The sequence below is a fragment of the Vibrio cyclitrophicus genome, from assembly GCA_023206055.1.
Taxonomy (GTDB): domain Bacteria; phylum Pseudomonadota; class Gammaproteobacteria; order Enterobacterales; family Vibrionaceae; genus Vibrio; species Vibrio cyclitrophicus_A.
The window spans coordinates 1,573,647-1,591,289 of record CP065367.1; the positions used below are offsets into that span (position 1 = coordinate 1,573,647).

At 46.4% G+C, this 17,643-nt stretch carries 13 protein-coding genes; 7 read left to right on the forward strand and 6 right to left on the reverse strand.

All coding sequences use genetic code 11. The features are described 5' to 3' along the window. Positions 1 to 113: 113 nt before the first annotated feature. The 5 genes from ITG09_22620 to ITG09_22640 form a co-directional block, all read right to left on the reverse strand. Complete coding sequence (locus tag ITG09_22620; protein UPR54171.1) at positions 114 to 1,028, reverse strand: GNAT family N-acetyltransferase; 915 nt, start codon at positions 1,026 to 1,028, stop codon at positions 114 to 116. Positions 1,029 to 1,125: 97 nt separating this feature from the next. Continuing rightward, positions 1,126 to 2,004, reverse strand: coding sequence for a hypothetical protein (locus ITG09_22625; protein ID UPR54172.1), 879 nt, complete (start codon positions 2,002 to 2,004; stop codon positions 1,126 to 1,128). Positions 2,005 to 2,115: 111 nt separating this feature from the next. Beyond that, positions 2,116 to 3,990: an MBL fold metallo-hydrolase gene (locus ITG09_22630; GenBank protein UPR54173.1), complete on the reverse strand. Its 1,875-nt coding sequence runs from the start codon at positions 3,988 to 3,990 to the stop codon at positions 2,116 to 2,118. Positions 3,991 to 4,106: 116 nt separating this feature from the next. Continuing rightward, complete coding sequence (locus ITG09_22635) at positions 4,107 to 5,006, reverse strand: LysR family transcriptional regulator (protein ID UPR54174.1); 900 nt, start codon at positions 5,004 to 5,006, stop codon at positions 4,107 to 4,109. Positions 5,007 to 5,196: 190 nt separating this feature from the next. After that, a complete protein-coding gene (locus tag ITG09_22640) occupies positions 5,197 to 6,345 on the reverse strand; it encodes a PLP-dependent aminotransferase family protein (protein ID UPR54175.1) in 1,149 nt (382 codons plus the stop codon). Positions 6,346 to 6,460: 115 nt separating this feature from the next. Between ITG09_22640 and ITG09_22645 the strand changes: the two genes are divergently transcribed. The 7 genes from ITG09_22645 (at position 6,461) to ITG09_22675 (ending at position 14,465) form a co-directional block, all read left to right on the forward strand. Then, the gene (locus ITG09_22645; protein UPR54176.1) at positions 6,461 to 7,330 is read left to right on the forward strand and encodes an AraC family transcriptional regulator; all 870 of its coding nucleotides are present in this window, start codon (positions 6,461 to 6,463) and stop codon (positions 7,328 to 7,330) included. Between the two features lie 256 nt (positions 7,331 to 7,586). Beyond that, positions 7,587 to 8,921, forward strand: coding sequence for an MATE family efflux transporter (locus ITG09_22650; protein ID UPR54177.1), 1,335 nt, complete (start codon positions 7,587 to 7,589; stop codon positions 8,919 to 8,921). Between the two features lie 225 nt (positions 8,922 to 9,146). Beyond that, positions 9,147 to 9,905: an ATP-binding cassette domain-containing protein gene (locus ITG09_22655; GenBank protein UPR54178.1), complete on the forward strand. Its 759-nt coding sequence runs from the start codon at positions 9,147 to 9,149 to the stop codon at positions 9,903 to 9,905. Beyond that, entirely contained in the window at positions 9,902 to 10,753 is an 852-nt protein-coding gene (locus tag ITG09_22660) for an ATP-binding cassette domain-containing protein (protein UPR54179.1), read from the forward strand. Before ITG09_22655 ends, ITG09_22660 begins: the two co-directional genes overlap by 4 nt. Positions 10,754 to 10,817: 64 nt before the next feature. Continuing rightward, entirely contained in the window at positions 10,818 to 12,329 is a 1,512-nt protein-coding gene (locus tag ITG09_22665; protein ID UPR54180.1) for an ABC transporter substrate-binding protein, read from the forward strand. 4 nt (positions 12,330 to 12,333) lie between these two features. Continuing rightward, positions 12,334 to 14,070: an ABC transporter permease subunit gene (locus ITG09_22670; GenBank protein UPR54181.1), complete on the forward strand. Its 1,737-nt coding sequence runs from the start codon at positions 12,334 to 12,336 to the stop codon at positions 14,068 to 14,070. A 152-nt stretch (positions 14,071 to 14,222) separates the two neighbouring features. Then, positions 14,223 to 14,465 (forward strand): hypothetical protein, encoded by a 243-nt coding sequence (locus tag ITG09_22675; GenBank protein ID UPR54182.1) that lies wholly within the window; start codon positions 14,223 to 14,225, stop codon positions 14,463 to 14,465. A 121-nt stretch (positions 14,466 to 14,586) separates the two neighbouring features. On the opposite strand, the gene ITG09_22680 is transcribed toward ITG09_22675, so the two are convergent. Continuing rightward, positions 14,587 to 17,442, reverse strand: a complete 2,856-nt coding sequence (locus tag ITG09_22680) for an FAD-binding oxidoreductase (protein UPR54183.1) — start codon at positions 17,440 to 17,442, stop codon at positions 14,587 to 14,589. Between the last annotated feature and the right edge of the window lie 201 nt (positions 17,443 to 17,643).

Genomic DNA, 17,643 nt, shown 5'->3' on the forward strand with positions numbered 1-17,643 from the left:
CATGCTCATGAAGTGGGATGAATAGGTAACAGGATTGCTACATGCAGGCCTGCCAAAGAGTAATGATTGGCAGGCGAGTAATGTATTGAGTCACTTAATCTTTTATGACTCAATTACAGGTGAGTAGGTAGCGTAAACTCTTGAGTTTCAGTTGCTTCATTGAGTCGCTCTCTCGTTAATCGCATCGGCGTTACGGGCATCCCATAGAAGTCGAACTTGTCACCTAAAACCTCTCCACCGAGTCCTTTTACGATATTGACGGTTGTGTCGCGCGCTTCGATATAGATTTCGTTGATGTCTTTCGACGCCTGAACTAATGAGTAACGAGCCAATGCTTTTCCTATGCCAAGGCCGCGGAATCGGTTGTCGACAACAAATCGCCCCCAGTGCCATTCTCTATCGCTCTCCCATGCCGCTACGGCGCCTAAAACATATTCTCCTGAACGTGCTAACCACCATTTCTGAGGAATGTCAGGAGATAATGGAATGAGATGTTGTGGGATACTTTGTTCACCCGAAAAGGTATCTCTGATCAAACTGTCGATCTCAGTGCGGTATACCGAAGTGCAAGCTTCGAGCTGAATTCTGGCTTTGTTGTGCGTGGCGTTTTTCTGAAAAGCGCTGAGCCGCAATGTTCTTAACCCATCAATCACGTTTTTCGTATCTTCTGGGCTCATCAGGTTCAGCAATTGAGACAGTTCATTGTTGGCTGACTCATCGGCTTCTTCTAACCTTTTCAATCCTTCAGCTTTGAGTGAAAAGTACTTCTGACGTTTATCCGTCTCACTCAAAGATGGTTCGATATATTGCTTTTCAACCAGAGAGTTGAGGGTTCGGCTAAGAGAGGCTTTTTCTACGCTGAGCTGTACGCTGAGCTCAGAAAAGGGTGTGACTCCATTCTTACGCAGGTAGGTAAGAAGGTGGACTTGTGTCAGTGATAAGCCTGAATTAAGGCAGTTTTTATCCAATAGTCCAAGCTCGCGAACGAGATAACGTAACTCGCTTCTGATCTGCATAACCGATGACATACTCACTCCATAGAAATATACGTTGATAGTATCAACAATAATCCTAAAGACCGTTCAATGTCAACAATGTTGATACTATCAATGAATTCTCTACGCTTTAGAACTGATAGTTGAATTCAATACGTTGGTCACCTTCAAAGTAGTCTTGATCTTGAGTCCAGTTTGCATAGTATCTTGCGTTAAAACGCGGTGTTAATTGATAGGAAATCGACAACTCATTGGTGAAGATATTGCTATCTCCGGCCATGCCTTGGTCAACAAACGAGTCAGAACCAGCAATCGACGTTAACCACATTGGGTTGTAGTTAATCCAAATGTTTTCGGTGACCGTGATGCGGCTGTACATACCTACCACGGCATATACACCGGGAATTGTGTAGCCCACAGATGTGTCGATTTCATAAGCGCCAGAATCCGTATCGACCACTTTATCAACCTGACCATTCATGATACGAGCGCCAACTCCAGCCAAAGGATAGAGCTGTATCGCCCCCCATTTTGGTAGCGCTTGAATAAAGCTGTATGAAGCGTCTAACTGTTCTTGCTCGACGCTGTAATTCAAATCGATTTGTTTCCCTTGGCCATTAGTCTTATCAACGGTGAAATTACGAAAACGAACACTATCGATTGAATCATCGCGGTGGTTCGAGCCTGACCACCCTAGCTGTTCGCCTGCCACCCCTTTTATTTCGACGATGTTCATTCCCATCGTGATATCACTGCCCGTATCATAAGATTGTCCGATTTTGATATTGAGCCCTTTGTCTGAGATACCGAAACCCGCTTGAGTGTAAACCGCGAGCGGATCAGACATGTCTTGGACTTTTTCAGGTGTGGCGCTTTCTGTCGACGGCATCACTTCTTGAGGCGAAGTCTTCTGAATGATATCTGTTGTGTCGGAAGTGTTTTGTTGAGCAAACGCATTCGATGTTAATAAGAGCAGCGATATAGATGCGATGAGTGGTACAGTTTTCATGTTTTTCTCTCTTTGATTTTTTCTGGTGCTTAAAAATCTTTTATTTGGCGCTAAAAAAGCGGCTCCAAATGGAACCGCTATATCTATCGACATTGATGGTGAATTGGCGTGTTAGTTAGGTAGAACTAGGTTGATGTCATTCGCTTTGTTATGGTCGAACAAGCTAAAGAACGTATCCACTGATTGACTGTTGCCTTCGATGGTTGCGTTACTGACATCGCTAGAGGCGAAATAACCCAGAACCTCTAACTTCTTGCCGCTTAACGTTGCATCTGCGTTTGGATCTTGCTCTAGAGAGAAAACAGCAATCTCGTTACGTACCGTGTAGTTCGCGACTTCTCCGGTGTCAGATACCTTAATGTTGATAGATAATTCTTTTCCTTGAGCACGGTCTGCGTTTAGGTTTACGCGCTCGGTTTCTAAGATTTTGGTGGTTGGTAGCACCTTCACAATGGCTGGGTTAGCAAAATCCCATGCCACAGAGCGATCTAATGTGCCGTCCAATTCTGCTGCGTTAGAAATCGCATAACCTCTCCAGTAAATGTTGGTTTGAGCATAACCCCACTCACGAAGTGCTTGCGCTTTTAGGTCACGCGCTTCCATGTTGTCAGGATCTGCATTGTTCACGTGAGTCAGCACTTCTGCCGCCCAGCCGTAGTTCTTCTCAGCATACGCGTCGCGAGCAATATCGATGACTTTATCTTCGCCGCCCATCGCATCAACGTAATCTTGAGCCATGTCTTTCACGCCCGGACGAGCAAGTTTGGTAGCATCACCGTCCCACCAGCCAAGATAGCCGTTGTAAATATTACGAACTGAGTGCGCTACTGTACCGTAGTATTCACCCAACCAAGGGTCGTTGGCTAAGTTCTCTGGTAGTACAACTTTTTCTGCCAACTCATCGCGCTTGATACCGCGGTTGATGTTGTAGATTGATTGGTCGTGTACAAATTGAATCGCATCACGGTAGTTGGTTATGCGCTCATTGATGAAGTCGTGTCCAATCCATGCTCGCATGTGAGAACCACTATAGGTATTCGATTTTTGTGCGTATTCAGATAGCGTATCAATGCCTTTGTACCACTCTTGAACATCACGATATTTGGTACCGCGCAGTGTATACAAATTCGGGAATGTTTCGCCTTGGATCGTTTCGCTACCGTGTACGTGTTTGAATTGTGGGAAGTAGATATCGACTTCATCGTCACCCGCATCGCCGTAAGCACCAAATACTTCCATATCGATACCAGAGACGGTAATTTTCAATGGCTCATCATTACTTACCAAGACATTAGGCATGAAGAAAGAAATAGGGCCAGCTGTAAATGTTGGGCCTAGGCCGAAGTGAGCAGGGCGACCTTTTTCCCCTTTAGGTAAGTAGACACTCGCGTAAGCCGTACGCTGAGTCAGGATTTTGCCTGTTACGCCAACATCGTTCACAAGGTTGGGGATAAAGTTATCTGATGCGATGATTTTTACTTCGCCTGACTTAACCTGTTCTTCTGTTACGCCCCAACCAGCAGCACCAAAGGCGTGGTCTGGATGACGGTGTGTGTAAATTACCGCTTTAACAGGCAGTGTTGAAAACTGGTTGAATGCCTCCATTGACTCTTTAGCTGCGGTATCATTTTCACCAGGGTCAACAATGATAAGTCCGTCATCACCAACGGCTACAAGAGTTGAAGCTAATTGGAAACCAGAGATTGAGTAGAGTTTTCCCGGTGCGATTTCTTGAATTTTTGGTGTCATCTGCTTTGCAAATTCAGTCATGGCAACTGGCATGTATTCAGAGCTCTCGATGAAGGCTTTGTTGTGTTCTGCGTCTTCCCAGACCACTTTTGCTAAGTGGCTTTGTACTGAGTCGTTGGTGAAGAAAGTTGGGTCAGAACTGCGAACTAGATTTTGGTCCATTGCGAACGCTGAACTCGCTGTTGTGGTAAGAAGTGCGATGCATATTGACTGAGTTAAAAAGTTTGAAGCTTTCATTGGTGATTCTCTCTAAATTTACGGACTCGACCATTCGGCCCGTCGATGAGAGAGATGTTAAGACGTAAGGTTTAATCAATCGATAGAGTGAAACTTAAACAATAATTAACTATTACTTAATTGTTTATCCTTGTTATGGCTTCAAGTGCATTCCTAAACCATTTATGTCCCGTATCATTATTTTGAGAATGATGCCAAGTCATGTAAATAGGGACAGGCTCGGCTTTAAACGGTAATTCAAAGATTTGATATTTTCCGCTACCTGCGACTTTGTTTGCTAATGAACGAGCATTAACACAAAGCCAGTCAGTACTTTGAGCCAAGACTAGTCCTGTTAGCCCTGATCCCGTTGTATAGGCGATTTTTCGAGTTGGTAGGCGTTCACAAGCAACTGAATTGAGCGTGTAGTTATCCATCCTTTGAGTCTGCCACAGAATATGATGTTCAAAGAAGAATTGCTCAACGGAGATACTGCCTTGAATACGGGGGTGATCGATACTTAGTGCGACGATAAGTTCTTCTTCAAACAGCTTCAGGTTGTGATAGCCATGCTCTTCCAGAGGAACAGTTGATAAGATCACGTCTACCTTTCTTTGCCTTAAATCAGCTTGTCGAGCTTGCTCGTCGATATGATCAATATCGGCTTGTATGGTTGTGTTTGGGGCATGCTGCTCTCGGTATTTGGTTAGGCAAGGGAACACTAAGATATCAATGTCTTTGTGGCTGGAGATTCTGAAAGTACGTCGACTTGTTTGAGCATTAAAATGCTGTCGTGATTTAGCGCCGTTAATTAACAGGCTTAAAGGTTCTTGAACTTCCGCATGGAGTTCGACTGCAAAATTGGTTGGTGAGATACCTCTACCTTCACGCACGAACAATGGATCTTTGTACTGATCTCTTAGTCGATTTAGCGATTGACTGACGGCGGGGGCAGAGATCCCTAAAGCTTCTGCTGCGACGTTAACACTACGGGCCTTCATTACAGCATCAAATGTTTTTAAAAGGTTTAGATCCATAGTTTGTCGTGCGCCTTATTATTTACTATTAAGTAATGTTTAGCAGTTTAGTCTTAAAAACGAAAGTAAGCCTTCATCATGGATGGAAAATATCAGGCACAATCGTATGTTTGTGTGTTCTTAAGCAAAAAGGCCCTGCTGTAAAAATACAGCAGGGCCTTGGTATTAATCTGTGTTATCTAACCAGCGATTACGCTTGGTTAAGTACTTCCGCTAAGCGTTTCACCGCTTCGGTTAATTCTTCTGGGTTGGCATTGGTGAAGTTTAAACGCAGTGCAGCTTTTGCTTCGTCAGCCTTTGGATAGAATACTGGGCTTGGTACAACCGCCACACCATTAGAGAGTAGAGTTTTAGCCAGTTCGAAGGTGTCGCACTCTGGGATTTCTACCCAAATGAACATCCCGCCGTCTACTGCTTTCAGTACACAGTCTGCAGGCAGTTGTTTTTCTAGTTCTGAAAACAGCACTTCATAACGAGATTTGTACAGCGTGCGAATGTTTTCCATGTGCAGGTTGAAATCTTCATGCTTGAGAAGACCAACAAGCAGTGCTTGCATCGGAACGCTTGAGTGTAAATCTGCGCCTTGCTTCACTTTAATCAGTGGCTCAAGGTAGCTGCGTTTACCTGTCACCGCACCAATACGTAAGCCTGGCGATGCAATCTTAGAGAATGAACGAAGAACGATAGAGTTGTCAGGGCAGAACGAAGAAACCAACGGCAGCTCTGTGCCTGTGAAACGCAGCTCACGGTAAGGCGCATCTTCAATGAATGCTACGTTGTATTTGATACACAGCTCAGCCACTTTTTGACGAGTTTCCGTTGTCCAACAAACGCCAGTCGGGTTATGGAAATCTGGCACCGCATAGAACATCTTTGGCGATTGCTGTTCAAAGCACGTTTCTAGTTCGTCTAGATTAGGGCCAAATTCAGTTTGAGACACAGTCACAATGTTCGCTTGAACCAAGCCAAACACTTGCATCGCACCCAAGTAGCTTGGCGCTTCCATTACAACCACATCATTCGGATCAACATACGCACGCGCAATCAAATCCAACCCTTGCTGAGACCCTGTGCAGATCATTGCTGTGTGGGATTCTGGCAATTGGTAGCTTTGTGTTAAGTGTTCAAGCAAGGGGCCATAGCCAGCGGTCGAACCGTATTGGAAAACTTCCGGCATGTTCGCTAGGTTTTCTAACGTTGGCTTCATTAAATCGATAGGGAATGTTTTCTCGTCAGGTAATCCACCGGCCAATGAAATGACATTTGGATCGCTTGCGGCTGCGAGGATCTCTCGAATGTATGAAGATTGAATCTGTTGTAATGACTGTGCGATTTCCATGTGTTGTGTCTCGTCGTTTTTCGTTTTTATTCTATCGCTTGATATTACACGGCAATTGTAAAAACAAGCGTGTCCGTTTATGCTCATAAACATGTCCATTTATGCTATTTGAAAAATGTCACGACAACACATATCCCGAATCAATGATGTTCTGTTCCATATTCACCAAGATATCAGTCAGCCTTTGTCTGCCAAAGCGCTCTCCGAGATTGCGGCTTATTCCGAGCAACATTTTCATCGCACCTTTAAAAGTGTGGTCGGGGAGTCGTTGCACCAATATATCCGACGCACTCGAATGGAGTATGCGGCCAACCAATTGATGTTCGATACCACGTCGTCAGTGGTGGAGATTGCCAGTAAATGTGGTTTTAGTTCGGTATCTTCATTTAGCCGAGCATTCAAAGCGACCTTTAACATGTCACCGGGAGAATGGCGTAAACACGACTTACAGATAGCAGAAAAACCCTATTTGAAAGATCCCGAAGTCGCGGCGGGCTATTTGAACGTGGCGCAGCGAGTGTTACCCGAACCGAAGATCGTTGAAACACCGGAGCGCATGGCGGCTTATGTTCGACATACGGGTTATAACCGCTCCATTCGCAACGCATGGTTGATATTGAAAGCGTGGGCGAACTCAGAACAGCGTGACTTTTCGAGCCAGTTTGGTTTGCATCACTCAAACCCTGCTTGGGTTGAAATGGATCAGTGTCGCTATGTGGCGTGTATCGCAATTGGTGAGCCGATTAAGTATCGCAGTGTCGTGAACCAGATGGTGATTCCGGGCGGTTTGCATGCGGTGTTTAGACTCAATGGCCGTTATGGTGAGCTGCTACCACAGATCAGTATGGTATTAGAAAAGTGGCTACCTACGTCTGGCTTCAAGCAGCGTTCTACCCCGGCTTATGTGCATTATCATCAGAATCACTTTCTCAACACCGATGAAGTGTTTGAGTTGGATTTCTACCTTCCGGTGAGTTTTTACTAACTGATTTTAAGCCGTCCATTTGGATCGAGGATAAAAATTCAGTTAATCGATGGTTGTGGTGTTTTCTTGAATCAAGTTTTGCTGTTGTGTTGAGACGAATTACCAGTGCCAATAACAACAGGCATTTTTATGTAGGTGAATTAAGATAAAGGTACTTTGTTGATAATTTACCCCAGTAAATGATGACAACGTACGGATTAAACGATAGCATCGCTTTCTAATTGCAAATAGTTCTTAATATCACTCGCTAGAATATATGACCATTACCCACAAAGATTATCTGAAAATCGCCTTCCCTTTCATCATCTCAACGGTGACTCAGCCTCTGCTTGGGGCCGTGGATACCGCCGTGATCGGACAGCTTGGTATTGCTGAACTGATTGGAGGCGTGGCTATCGGCACCATCATTATGAACACCATGTACTGGTTGTTTGGCTTTTTCCGTGTCAGTACGACCGGGCAAAGTGCGATGGCATTGGGTAAGGGCAATCGCTCTGATTTAGCGGGTAGCTTGATGCGTCCGTTTGTGCTGTCTGGTTTGGTGGGTTTGATCTTTATCTTGATACAACCGCTCATCTGGCAAGGCGCAATGTGGGTGATAGAGCCTGAAGCCAATGTGGCCGAGCATGCGCATATCTACTTCAGTATTTTGATTTATGGTGCGCCTTTTGTGTTGCTCAACTACACCATTATTGGTTGGTTGATGGGGCAGGCGAAAGCCAAAGAAGTCCTTTACACACAAGTGTTTGGCAATGTGTTGAACATTGTCTTAGATGCGGTGTTTGTACTTTATTTCGATTTGGGCGTTGCAGGTGTGGCTTACGCAAGTTTGATTGCACAAGTTACCACCTTTGCGATTGGTATGACGCTGGTTATGAAAACCAGCAACATATCGGTCTCTGAGTTCCTGCAAGGCTCGAAGATGACCAAGCAAGACCTGTCGACAATCATCTCATCAAACACTGACCTACTGTTACGTACGATTTGTATCTTGGTGTTCTTTAACATGATGGCGCGTACAGGCTCTCAACTAGGCACCGATGTTCTGGCCGCTAACGCGATCTTGATGCAGGTGACCTTTATTGTTAGCTACATGTTTGATGGTATTGCCAACGCATCGAGTGTGTTTGCTGGTAAGGCGGTAGGACAGAAGAATCCTTCAATGTTAGATCGTGTATTAAGACTTAACTTCCAATGGACAGCGGGTTTTATTGTCGCACTGACGTTTTTGACCTTGGTATTTAAAGACAGCATTGTTTTCTTGTTTACTGATATTCCAGCGCTAGTCACTCTGTACCAAGAGATGGCTCCGTGGTTAATCGTGTTCCCGCTAGTGGCTGGCTTTGGCTTAACGGTGTACGGCATCTTTACCGGAACGGGAACCACGCGTCCGGTTAGAGACTCTAGCATCGCGACTTTGTTGGTATTCTTAGCAGTACAGGCATTCACTATCGATATTTGGGGCAATCATGGTCTGTGGTTGGCGTTCACCTTGTTTTATCTTGGACGTATTGCATTCTTGTATCCGTTCATCGCGCAAGTTAAGCAAAAGTGTTTTCCAATAGAAGATGCATCGGTGGCTAATCACTAGCGAACTCGTATTGATTCATTATGAAAGCGCCTGACTATCGTTATACGATAAATTTAAAGGGCGCTTTTTTGTATCTGTAAAAATCAGTTCGAAAGGTCAACTCACCCTAATGAAAACCGGTCAAAAAAAAACAAATAAAATGCGATACGGTTCAATGTTCTCTTTTCATCACTTCAGCTAAATGATAAAGTTGTTATGTTATAACATCTATCTATGAGTATCTGCGTGAACGCCCCACTATTGTCTGTTGACCGACTAATGATCAAAACCTCTTCAAGAACACTTTTCCAAGATATCCACTTCGATGTGTATCGAGGAGAACTGTTGGCGATCATGGGCCCTTCAGGCATTGGTAAGTCGATGCTTTCACGTGCGATTGCGGGCTTTATGCCAGAAACAGTGCAGGTTGAAGGCCATATTTCTCTATCTGGTGAAGCGGTGTGTGGTTTGCCGATGTTGCGACGAACTGCAGCACAACGACCGGCGGTTATCTTCCAAGATGCACTTCAAGCGTTAAACCCTCTTGTTTCTATTGAAGGCCAACTCAGTTTGGCATTGACGGGAACTCGCACTAAGCTTAAATCACAAGACAAAATCAAGCTCACCGAACTGTTAGTACAGTTAGGGTTCCCAAATCCAGAAACCATCTTGTCGTTGTATCCGAGCCAAATCTCTGGAGGGCAACGTCAACGAGTGTGCATTGCGATTGGCTTGTTGAGTAACGCCGATATCATCATTGCGGATGAACCAACCAGTGCGCTAGATCCGGTGACAGAGCAAGAGATACTCAAGCTGATTCGCGACAATGTTAAACAGCGACAAATTGGTGGCCTGCTTATCACTCATGACCTGCACAGCGCGCTCGCGTGTGACAAGTTATTGGTGATCGATGATGGCGGAGTGGTGGCTTATGGCGCACCAAAACACGCGCTTGAATCAAGCTCTCACGCTTTCTGCTGTTCATTGAGAGACCTAATCGCATGAGTTCGACCTTATCATTAAATTCAGAAGTCTCGCCGTTAATGCCAGTGATAGATTCAGAAACACAAACACCGATTGAGATTAAGTTCGAGAATGTCGGTGTGCATTACTACTCAATACCGAGTTGGTTAGGTGGTAAGGCGTTTAAAGCGCTACAGAACATCGACCTCAATGTTGAAGACAAAAGCCTAGCTATTGTTGGACGCTCTGGTGCCGGTAAATCAACGCTGATTGAACTGCTGTTTGGCCTTAAAGAGCCAACGGTGGGGCGAATCAGCCTGTTTGGTCATTCGCTGCCTATTCGCAATAGCAAAGCGCAAGCCGCGGTGTGTCGCTTGATTCAATTGGTGCCTCAAGAACCACACACCAGCCTCAATCCTTACTATACCGTTCGACAGATCTTAGCCGAGCCGCTAAGCAACTTAGATGTTTCTGGCAACCATGAAAACATCATTGAAGAGACGCTGTTGGACGTGGGCTTACCTGCCACTTTGCTATCACTGAAACCTAATCAGCTTTCTACTGGCCAAGCTCAACGTGTGGCTATCGCTCGGGCGCTTGTCGTTAGACCCGCAGTGTTGGTAGCTGATGAACCGACCGCCAGCCTTGACCCGGTGAACCGTCAAAGGTTGTTAGATTTACTCATTTCATTGAAAAAGAAGCGCGATATGCGCATCGTTTTGGTGACACACGATTTAGGCGCAGCAAAGACGCTTTGTGAAGAAATTCTGGTTCTTGACCATGGCGAAATGGTGGAGCATGGACCGACACCTCAAGTGATGAGCGTACCTGCTCATCCTGCGACTCAGTTGCTGATTCAATCTCAGCCTCTTTCGAAATCTACTTGTTAATACAACCTTATTTATTACGAAATACAGCTTATTAACGAAACACAGCTTACAGAGAAAAATAACTATGCGTTTTAATTCAATTAAACTGGCTTGCGCTCTAGCGCTGGCTTTGCCTTTGACGGGCTGTTTTGACTCTCAACCAGAGTCGAGCGATGCGGCGGTCAAATCTGAAATTCGTGTTGCGATGATGCAGCCACCAAGAACGGGCCTATCGCCTCTTTCTGATGACGCGTTCAAACTATCACGTTGGAGCACGGCTGAAACGCTAGTGAACCTGAGCCCAACTTCAGAAGCTGAGCCAATGCTGGCAACGGATTGGAAACACGTTGATCCACTGACTTGGCAATTCACGGTTCGCCAAGGTGTTAAGTTTCACGATGGCTCTACATTAACGGCAGATTCTGTTGTGAACTCACTACAGAAAGCGCTGGAAGCGGCACCTAAGCCACGCATCCTAGATGGTGTAGAGCTAAAAGTGAAAGCGATGGACAACTACCGCGTAGAGATCAAAACCAGCTTTGATGACCCTCTTTTACCAAGCCGTTTATCAAGCCCTCAATTAGCGATTCTTGCAGCAAGCGCGTACCAAGAAGATGGTCGTGTGAGCCCAATTGGCGCAGGTACAGGTCCGTTTGAGTTGACAGAAATTAACGGTACAACTAGCGCGAAATTGAAACGTTTCGATGGTTACTGGGGTGAAAAAGCACAAGTTGAATCTGTAATTGCAGAATACGTTCCTAACGGCTTTGCTCGTGCGGCAGCTCTAAGAACAGGTACGGCTGACATTGTTGAAGCTGTGCCAGTGTCACAAATCGCGACCATTGATCCGAACCTGCTTTACGAAGTAGCAATGCCTCGTACCAACACGCTTTACCTGAACAATAAGTCAGGCGTATTTAGCGATATTGAACTGCGTAAGGTCGCGGCTGCTGCGGTAGACCGTGAGCAAATCGTGAATACCGTTTATGAAAACCACGCGGATATTGCGCAAGGCCTATTAGGTCCTGCTCTTGCTTGGGCTGAGCCGATTCGACCTGAAGGTCAAGCAGTCGATAAAACGCTAAAAGCAAACGGTGAAAGCATTGTTATCGGTACCTTTACCGACCGCGCTGAGCTTCCAGAAGTAGCAGCACTACTTAAACAGCAACTTGAAGCGGCTGGTTTCAAAGTTGAGCTGGATATCCGTGAATACGCTCAGATTGAAAACGATGCGCTATCAGGTAAGTTTGATGCGTTCATTCTTTCTCGTGCAACCGTTCTAGATTCGGGTGACCCAGTGGCTTACATGATGAGTGACTTTGGCTGTAAGGGTTCATTCAACCTTGGTCAATTCTGCTCTCAAGAAGTCGACCAAGCGTTGACTCACGCTGATCTGCAACCACTAGGTGCACTGCGTCAGCAAGCGATCATCGAAGCTGAGCAAAAAATCCTTAACGACTTCGCTGCTATTCCACTGCTTCACGAACGTGTGATTCAAGGTGAAAGCGAGCGCGTGAGCAATGTGGTTCGTGACCCAAGTGAGCGTCGCTTGGTTGACCAAACTACACAAGTCAAAAAAGCGAAACAGGCTAACTAAATAGATGCTATCTGCTGAGACTCTGCGTCGAACCTTATTTCTCTTGACGCCTTGGTTATCAAGAATCGCCTCATTGATCGTGGTGGTGATTCTTGTTGGCTTGATGCCTGACATTGCAGGCATCGACCCAAGCCAATCCATCCTGCGTGCAAGAGCGGGGCAACAACACCTGCTTACGCCTGAAGCATTAGCGGCGGTACGTGCTGATCTTCAGCTTGACCGTTCGGCAAGTGAGCGCCTGATCGACTGGATAGGAAATGCATTTTCTGGTGATCTAGGTAAATCCTGGATTGATGGTTCTTCGGTTGCATTAGGTATTCAAAAAACATCGTCTACATCTCTGTTTTTGATGTCTAGCGCATTGGTGATGACTTTCGTACTGTGCGGTGCAGGCTTACTGGCTACCTTGCGCAGTTGGAAGAAGGGCAAACTAGGGCAGAGTTACAGCAGTTTAAGCACCGTATTAATATCCTTGCCAGAGTACGTGGTGGCCTCGGTATTAATATTGGTGTTCTCTATCTGGTTAGGTTGGCTACCACCGTATGGTTGGCAAGGCTGGCAAGATATCTGGCTACCGAGTTTAGCGCTCGCACTGCCTGCTAGCGGCCTGTTTAGTCGCTTACTCAGAGACAGTTTACAACGCGTTCTTAATGAACCTTGGGTGATCACTTGGCTCAGTGCCAACGTTCACTCCAATCAAATTATTCGCTTTGCGCTGAAAAGAGCGTTGAGCAGCCTGATCCCACAAATTGCGATGATCGTGATTGGCTTAACGGGTGGCGCAGTCGCGGTTGAACTTATCTTCTCGATCCCGGGTATCGGGCGCATGATTCTTGGTGCTGCGAAGGCGCAAGATCTGCCGATGTTACAAGGCGGCCTACTGGTATTGTTGCTGTTTTCGATTGCAGTAAGCAGCATCAGCTTGTTTGTTCAGCAGTTGATTCTGGGTCACAGCCTGAAAAGCGGCAAGCTGATTAGTAGTCACTCTTCGTTTCGTTTTACCCAGAGCCGCGCCAAGCGTGTCACTGCTTTTGCGATCTTCTCATTCTTAATTGCTATTGTGGTTTGGGCGGTATTCCGAGACCCATACACCAGCCAATTCGCACGTTTGGCATCACCGAGCTGGCAAGCGCCATTGGGTGCAGATGGTATTGGACGAGACCTGTTAGCAAGAATCGGTTCTGGTATGGTCGCGACCTTCCAAGCGGGTATTTTGGCAACGTTCTTGAGCTTGGTGACAGGCATTATCATGGGCTTCAATACCCGTTTTAGCCAAGGCCTTATCGAGATCACTAAGGGTATCCCATACATCATCGCAGGCTTGCTTGTTGCAGGTTTAACGGGGATGAATCCGAACAGTGCCTTAATCGCGATTGTATTGGTGTCGTGGGCGCCGTTAGCCGCGCACTGCTCAAGCTTGATCGTAGAAGCCAAGGCTCAACCTTATACACACCTCGCGCCACTATGGGGCACCAGTAAGCTTAGAATCTTCCGTTTCTACTTGCTTCCGTATGTGTTGCCACCGTTGTTAAGACACGCGATGTTGAGGCTACCGGTTATCACTCTAAGTCTTACCTCGCTGAGCTTCATCGGATTAGGGGCAAAGCCACCAACACCTGAATGGGGTTTGATGATCGCAGAGAACCTTCCATACATTGAGCGCGCGCCATTAGCAGTCATGGGGCCAATTGTTGGGCTGATCTTGTTAGGGGCTGCCATCAACATGATGTTTGATGACTAACGAAAAGAGCCGGTCGCTGAGGTTTCTAAATTGACGATCCGATTGGGTATTCGATTTAGCATTTATGTTGTAACCTTAGCCCTGCTTTTTAGAGACGCTTTTTGATCGGCTCGAAAGTTAAACAGGCCCTAGTTAAGTGTAAAGGATTCAACATGTATCTCGTTTTGTATTGCCACAATATTGGTATGACCGACTTTTCTTTCTTTGAGACGGAAGATTTCGACAAAGAAGATGGCTATATCGTGCGCGGTAAATGGCCGAATGAGAAAGCCTTTCGTGATTACTTAACCAAAGAGTTTGGTGACATGAGCGAGTTCCAAGTGATTGACCTAATCGCCAAAGGTGCAGAAGCAGAACATTACTCACCAGAAGAGTTGATGCGCCTAACTCTCTAACCGTTAGTTCTCTATGCGTTAGCTCAGTAGCACGTTTAAAATCGAATAAACAAATGGCAGCCTGATTGGGCTGCCATTTTTCGTTTTAAGCTAGAGCACATTGCTCGCAGTATGAGTGGAGCTATTGCGCCACTTCGTCCACCAAGTACAAGATTGATTGATACGGAATGCCACTGTGATGTGACAAACCGATCTCACAGGTTCGGCTGTTGCTGAATCCGCGAGTGCAGTTGCTCGGCACTTGTTCTTTGAGTGGATGTACTGCCGCCTCATTCAGCTCTGGCGTAGTAAAGCCTTTATCACCCGCCCAACCACAACATTGAATATGCTCAGGAACGATGACCTCTTCGGTACAGGCTTTAGCAAGATTCAACATCGCGCCTTCCAAACCCATTCGACGAGAGCTACACGTCACATGCAGCATCACGGTTTCTTGCAGTGGCTCAAGTGTCAGGTGTTCAAGCAAGTATTGATTCACAAATCCTGTTGGCTCTAGCACCTCTAGTGGCTTGGTGAACTGCTCAATACTGCGCTTGGCACATGGGCTGGTGTCCATTAGTACTGGGTATTCACCTTGACGACTGGCTTGCCATAGCACTTCTTCCAACTGCTGAGCCTTCGATTGAGCTAAGTCGGTCATGCCTTTACTGTCGTAAGGCATGCCACAACATTGGTCATCGAGCTTCTTCGGCAGAATAACCTCAAATCCAGCCTTGTTGAGTAAAGACATGGTCACTTCAGTCAGAGGACGTTGATCGCCCGCATCATTCTGTTGCCCCATGGTTCGACTCGCACACGAAGGGAGGTAAACCACCTTCTTAGCGTTGTTCGATGTTGCGGCTGTCATTGGTGAAGCCGTGAGTGAGTGGCTATTGGATTGCGGCATTTCTGGCATCCAAACCGGTGTCGCGCCTTTGGTCATTGAGCGCAGGCCGTTGGTGAGCTTGCCGACCGTGTTGGCACCTAGTACTTTGCTCGCTACTTGATTGGTTTTTAGACCGGCTTTGGTCAGCTTAGTGGTGGTCGAGAAATGATCCGCCGTCCACTTAGCGATTGGAGTGAATTTCTGATATTTAGCAATACGAAGCTTCTTCACTAAATCACCGGTGTTGATTCCCACTGGGCAACGCTCGGCACATAGGCCGGTTGCCGCACAGGTATCGATACCTTGATATTCAAAAGTCTTCTCTAGCTCGCTTGCTTCTATTTTTTCCCCTGCAGCTCGGCGGCGTTGTAACTCGCGATACAGCACAATACGTTGGCGTGGTGACAGAGTCAGCGTACGAGACGGACATACCGGCTCACAGAAGCCACACTCAATGCAGCGGTCGACAAGGTCATCGGCAGCAGGCATTGGCTTCAAATTGGTGATGTGTGAATTTGGATTGTCGTTAATAATAACGCCGGGGTTGAGCAGTCTTTCTGGATCAAACAGCGCTTTGATTTGTTGCATCAAGGCGTAACCATCTTTGCCCCATTCTAACTCCACATAGGGTGCCATATTACGACCCGTGCCGTGTTCCGCTTTCAGAGAACCTTGATATTTCACGGCGACAAGCTCGGCTACATCATCCATGAAACCACCGTAACGGTCGATCTCTTCTTGGCTATCAAAACCTTGGGTAAACACAAAGTGCAGGTTGCCTTCTAGGGCGTGGCCGAAAATGATCGCCTCGCTGTAGTCGTATTTATCGAACAGCTCTTGTAGCTCTCGAATACCGTTCGCTAGGTTCTCGACTGGGAAAGCTACATCTTCAATGATGACCGTCGTGCCGACTTCACGCACAGCGCCAACCGCAGGGAACATGCCTTTACGGATCCCCCATAGGGTTGCGACTGTCTTTGGATCGGAAGTGAAAGGCACCGATTCAACAATTGTGTACTCAGCCAAGGCATCCAAAATTGATTTACATTGTAAATCTAAGTCCTGCTGGGAGCTGGCGTGTGATTCAACCAAAATAGCCGCGGCTTCTAGATCCAAGCTTGGCATAAATGCAGGCATACCCGGTTTATCAGCCACTGAACGCAGTGCTCTGCCATCCATCAATTCAACGGCAGCAACGGGTGTTTTTGATAGCGTAGTAACGGCTTTACTTGCTTGTTCGATGTCGGCAAACACCAACAGGGTCGAAGCTTTGTTTGGGTGTTCGATAACCGTGTTGTAGGTGATCTCTGCGATGAAGCCTAGCGTGCCTTCTGATCCAATCATCAGGTGTTTGATGATCTCAATTGGGTCGTGGTAATCGACCAATGCATTAAGCGCGTAGCCCGTGGTATTTTTGAGGCGGTACTTATGGCGGATTCTGTCTGCCAGTTCTTGATTCGAGCTAGTCTGTCTGTGTAAATCAATAATGCCTTCAAACAGCGCTTTGTGTGATTGCTTGAAAGCCTCAACGCTGGCGTTCTCTGCTGTATCAAGTAGGGAACCATCACTTAATACGATTTTCATGCTCTCGACGGTGCGATAAGAGTTTTGCGCAGTACCACAACACATGCCGCTGGCGTTGTTCGCCGCGATACCACCGATTTTACAAGTATTGATTGAAGCTGGATCTGGGCCGATTTTACGTTGGAAAGGGGCAAGGTATTTGTTGGCATCGGCGCCAATCACACCGGGCTGAAGAATGATCTGATTGCCGTTATCGACAATCTCATGACCGCGCCAGTCGTCGGTCAGTGTGATGAGTACCGAGTCTGAAACGGCTTGTCCTGAAAGACTGGTGCCTGCTGCACGGAAAGTAAAATGGATACCGAGTTCTCGACAGCTTTGAATGGTGAATATGACTTCGTCTAAGTTTTTAAGCCTTAGAACCATTTTCGGCACCAAGCGATAAAAACTCGCATCGGTGCCGTAAGCCAATCGCTTTGCCTCTTGCGTGACAATGCGTTCCGTTTCTATTTTTTGAGCCAGTATCGCTTCAAGCTGCTGATAAGCTTGTGCGTCTATTACTCGCTCATGGGATGTGTTTGTCTCCATCTTTGCTTCCTTGTGCTTCTTATTTGGCACTGGTTAGGGCGTGTTGACCTTTCGTGGTTAAATTTTGTTCGAGATAAAAGCGTTTTAATCGCGGCGAGGGGGAAGTAGCCTAGTCACTCTAAGCAAATCCCCCTCAACAAAGAGTAAAACGCTTTTAGCCGAACCCTTCGGGCAGCGTTTGCTGGCCATTTCTACTACGTT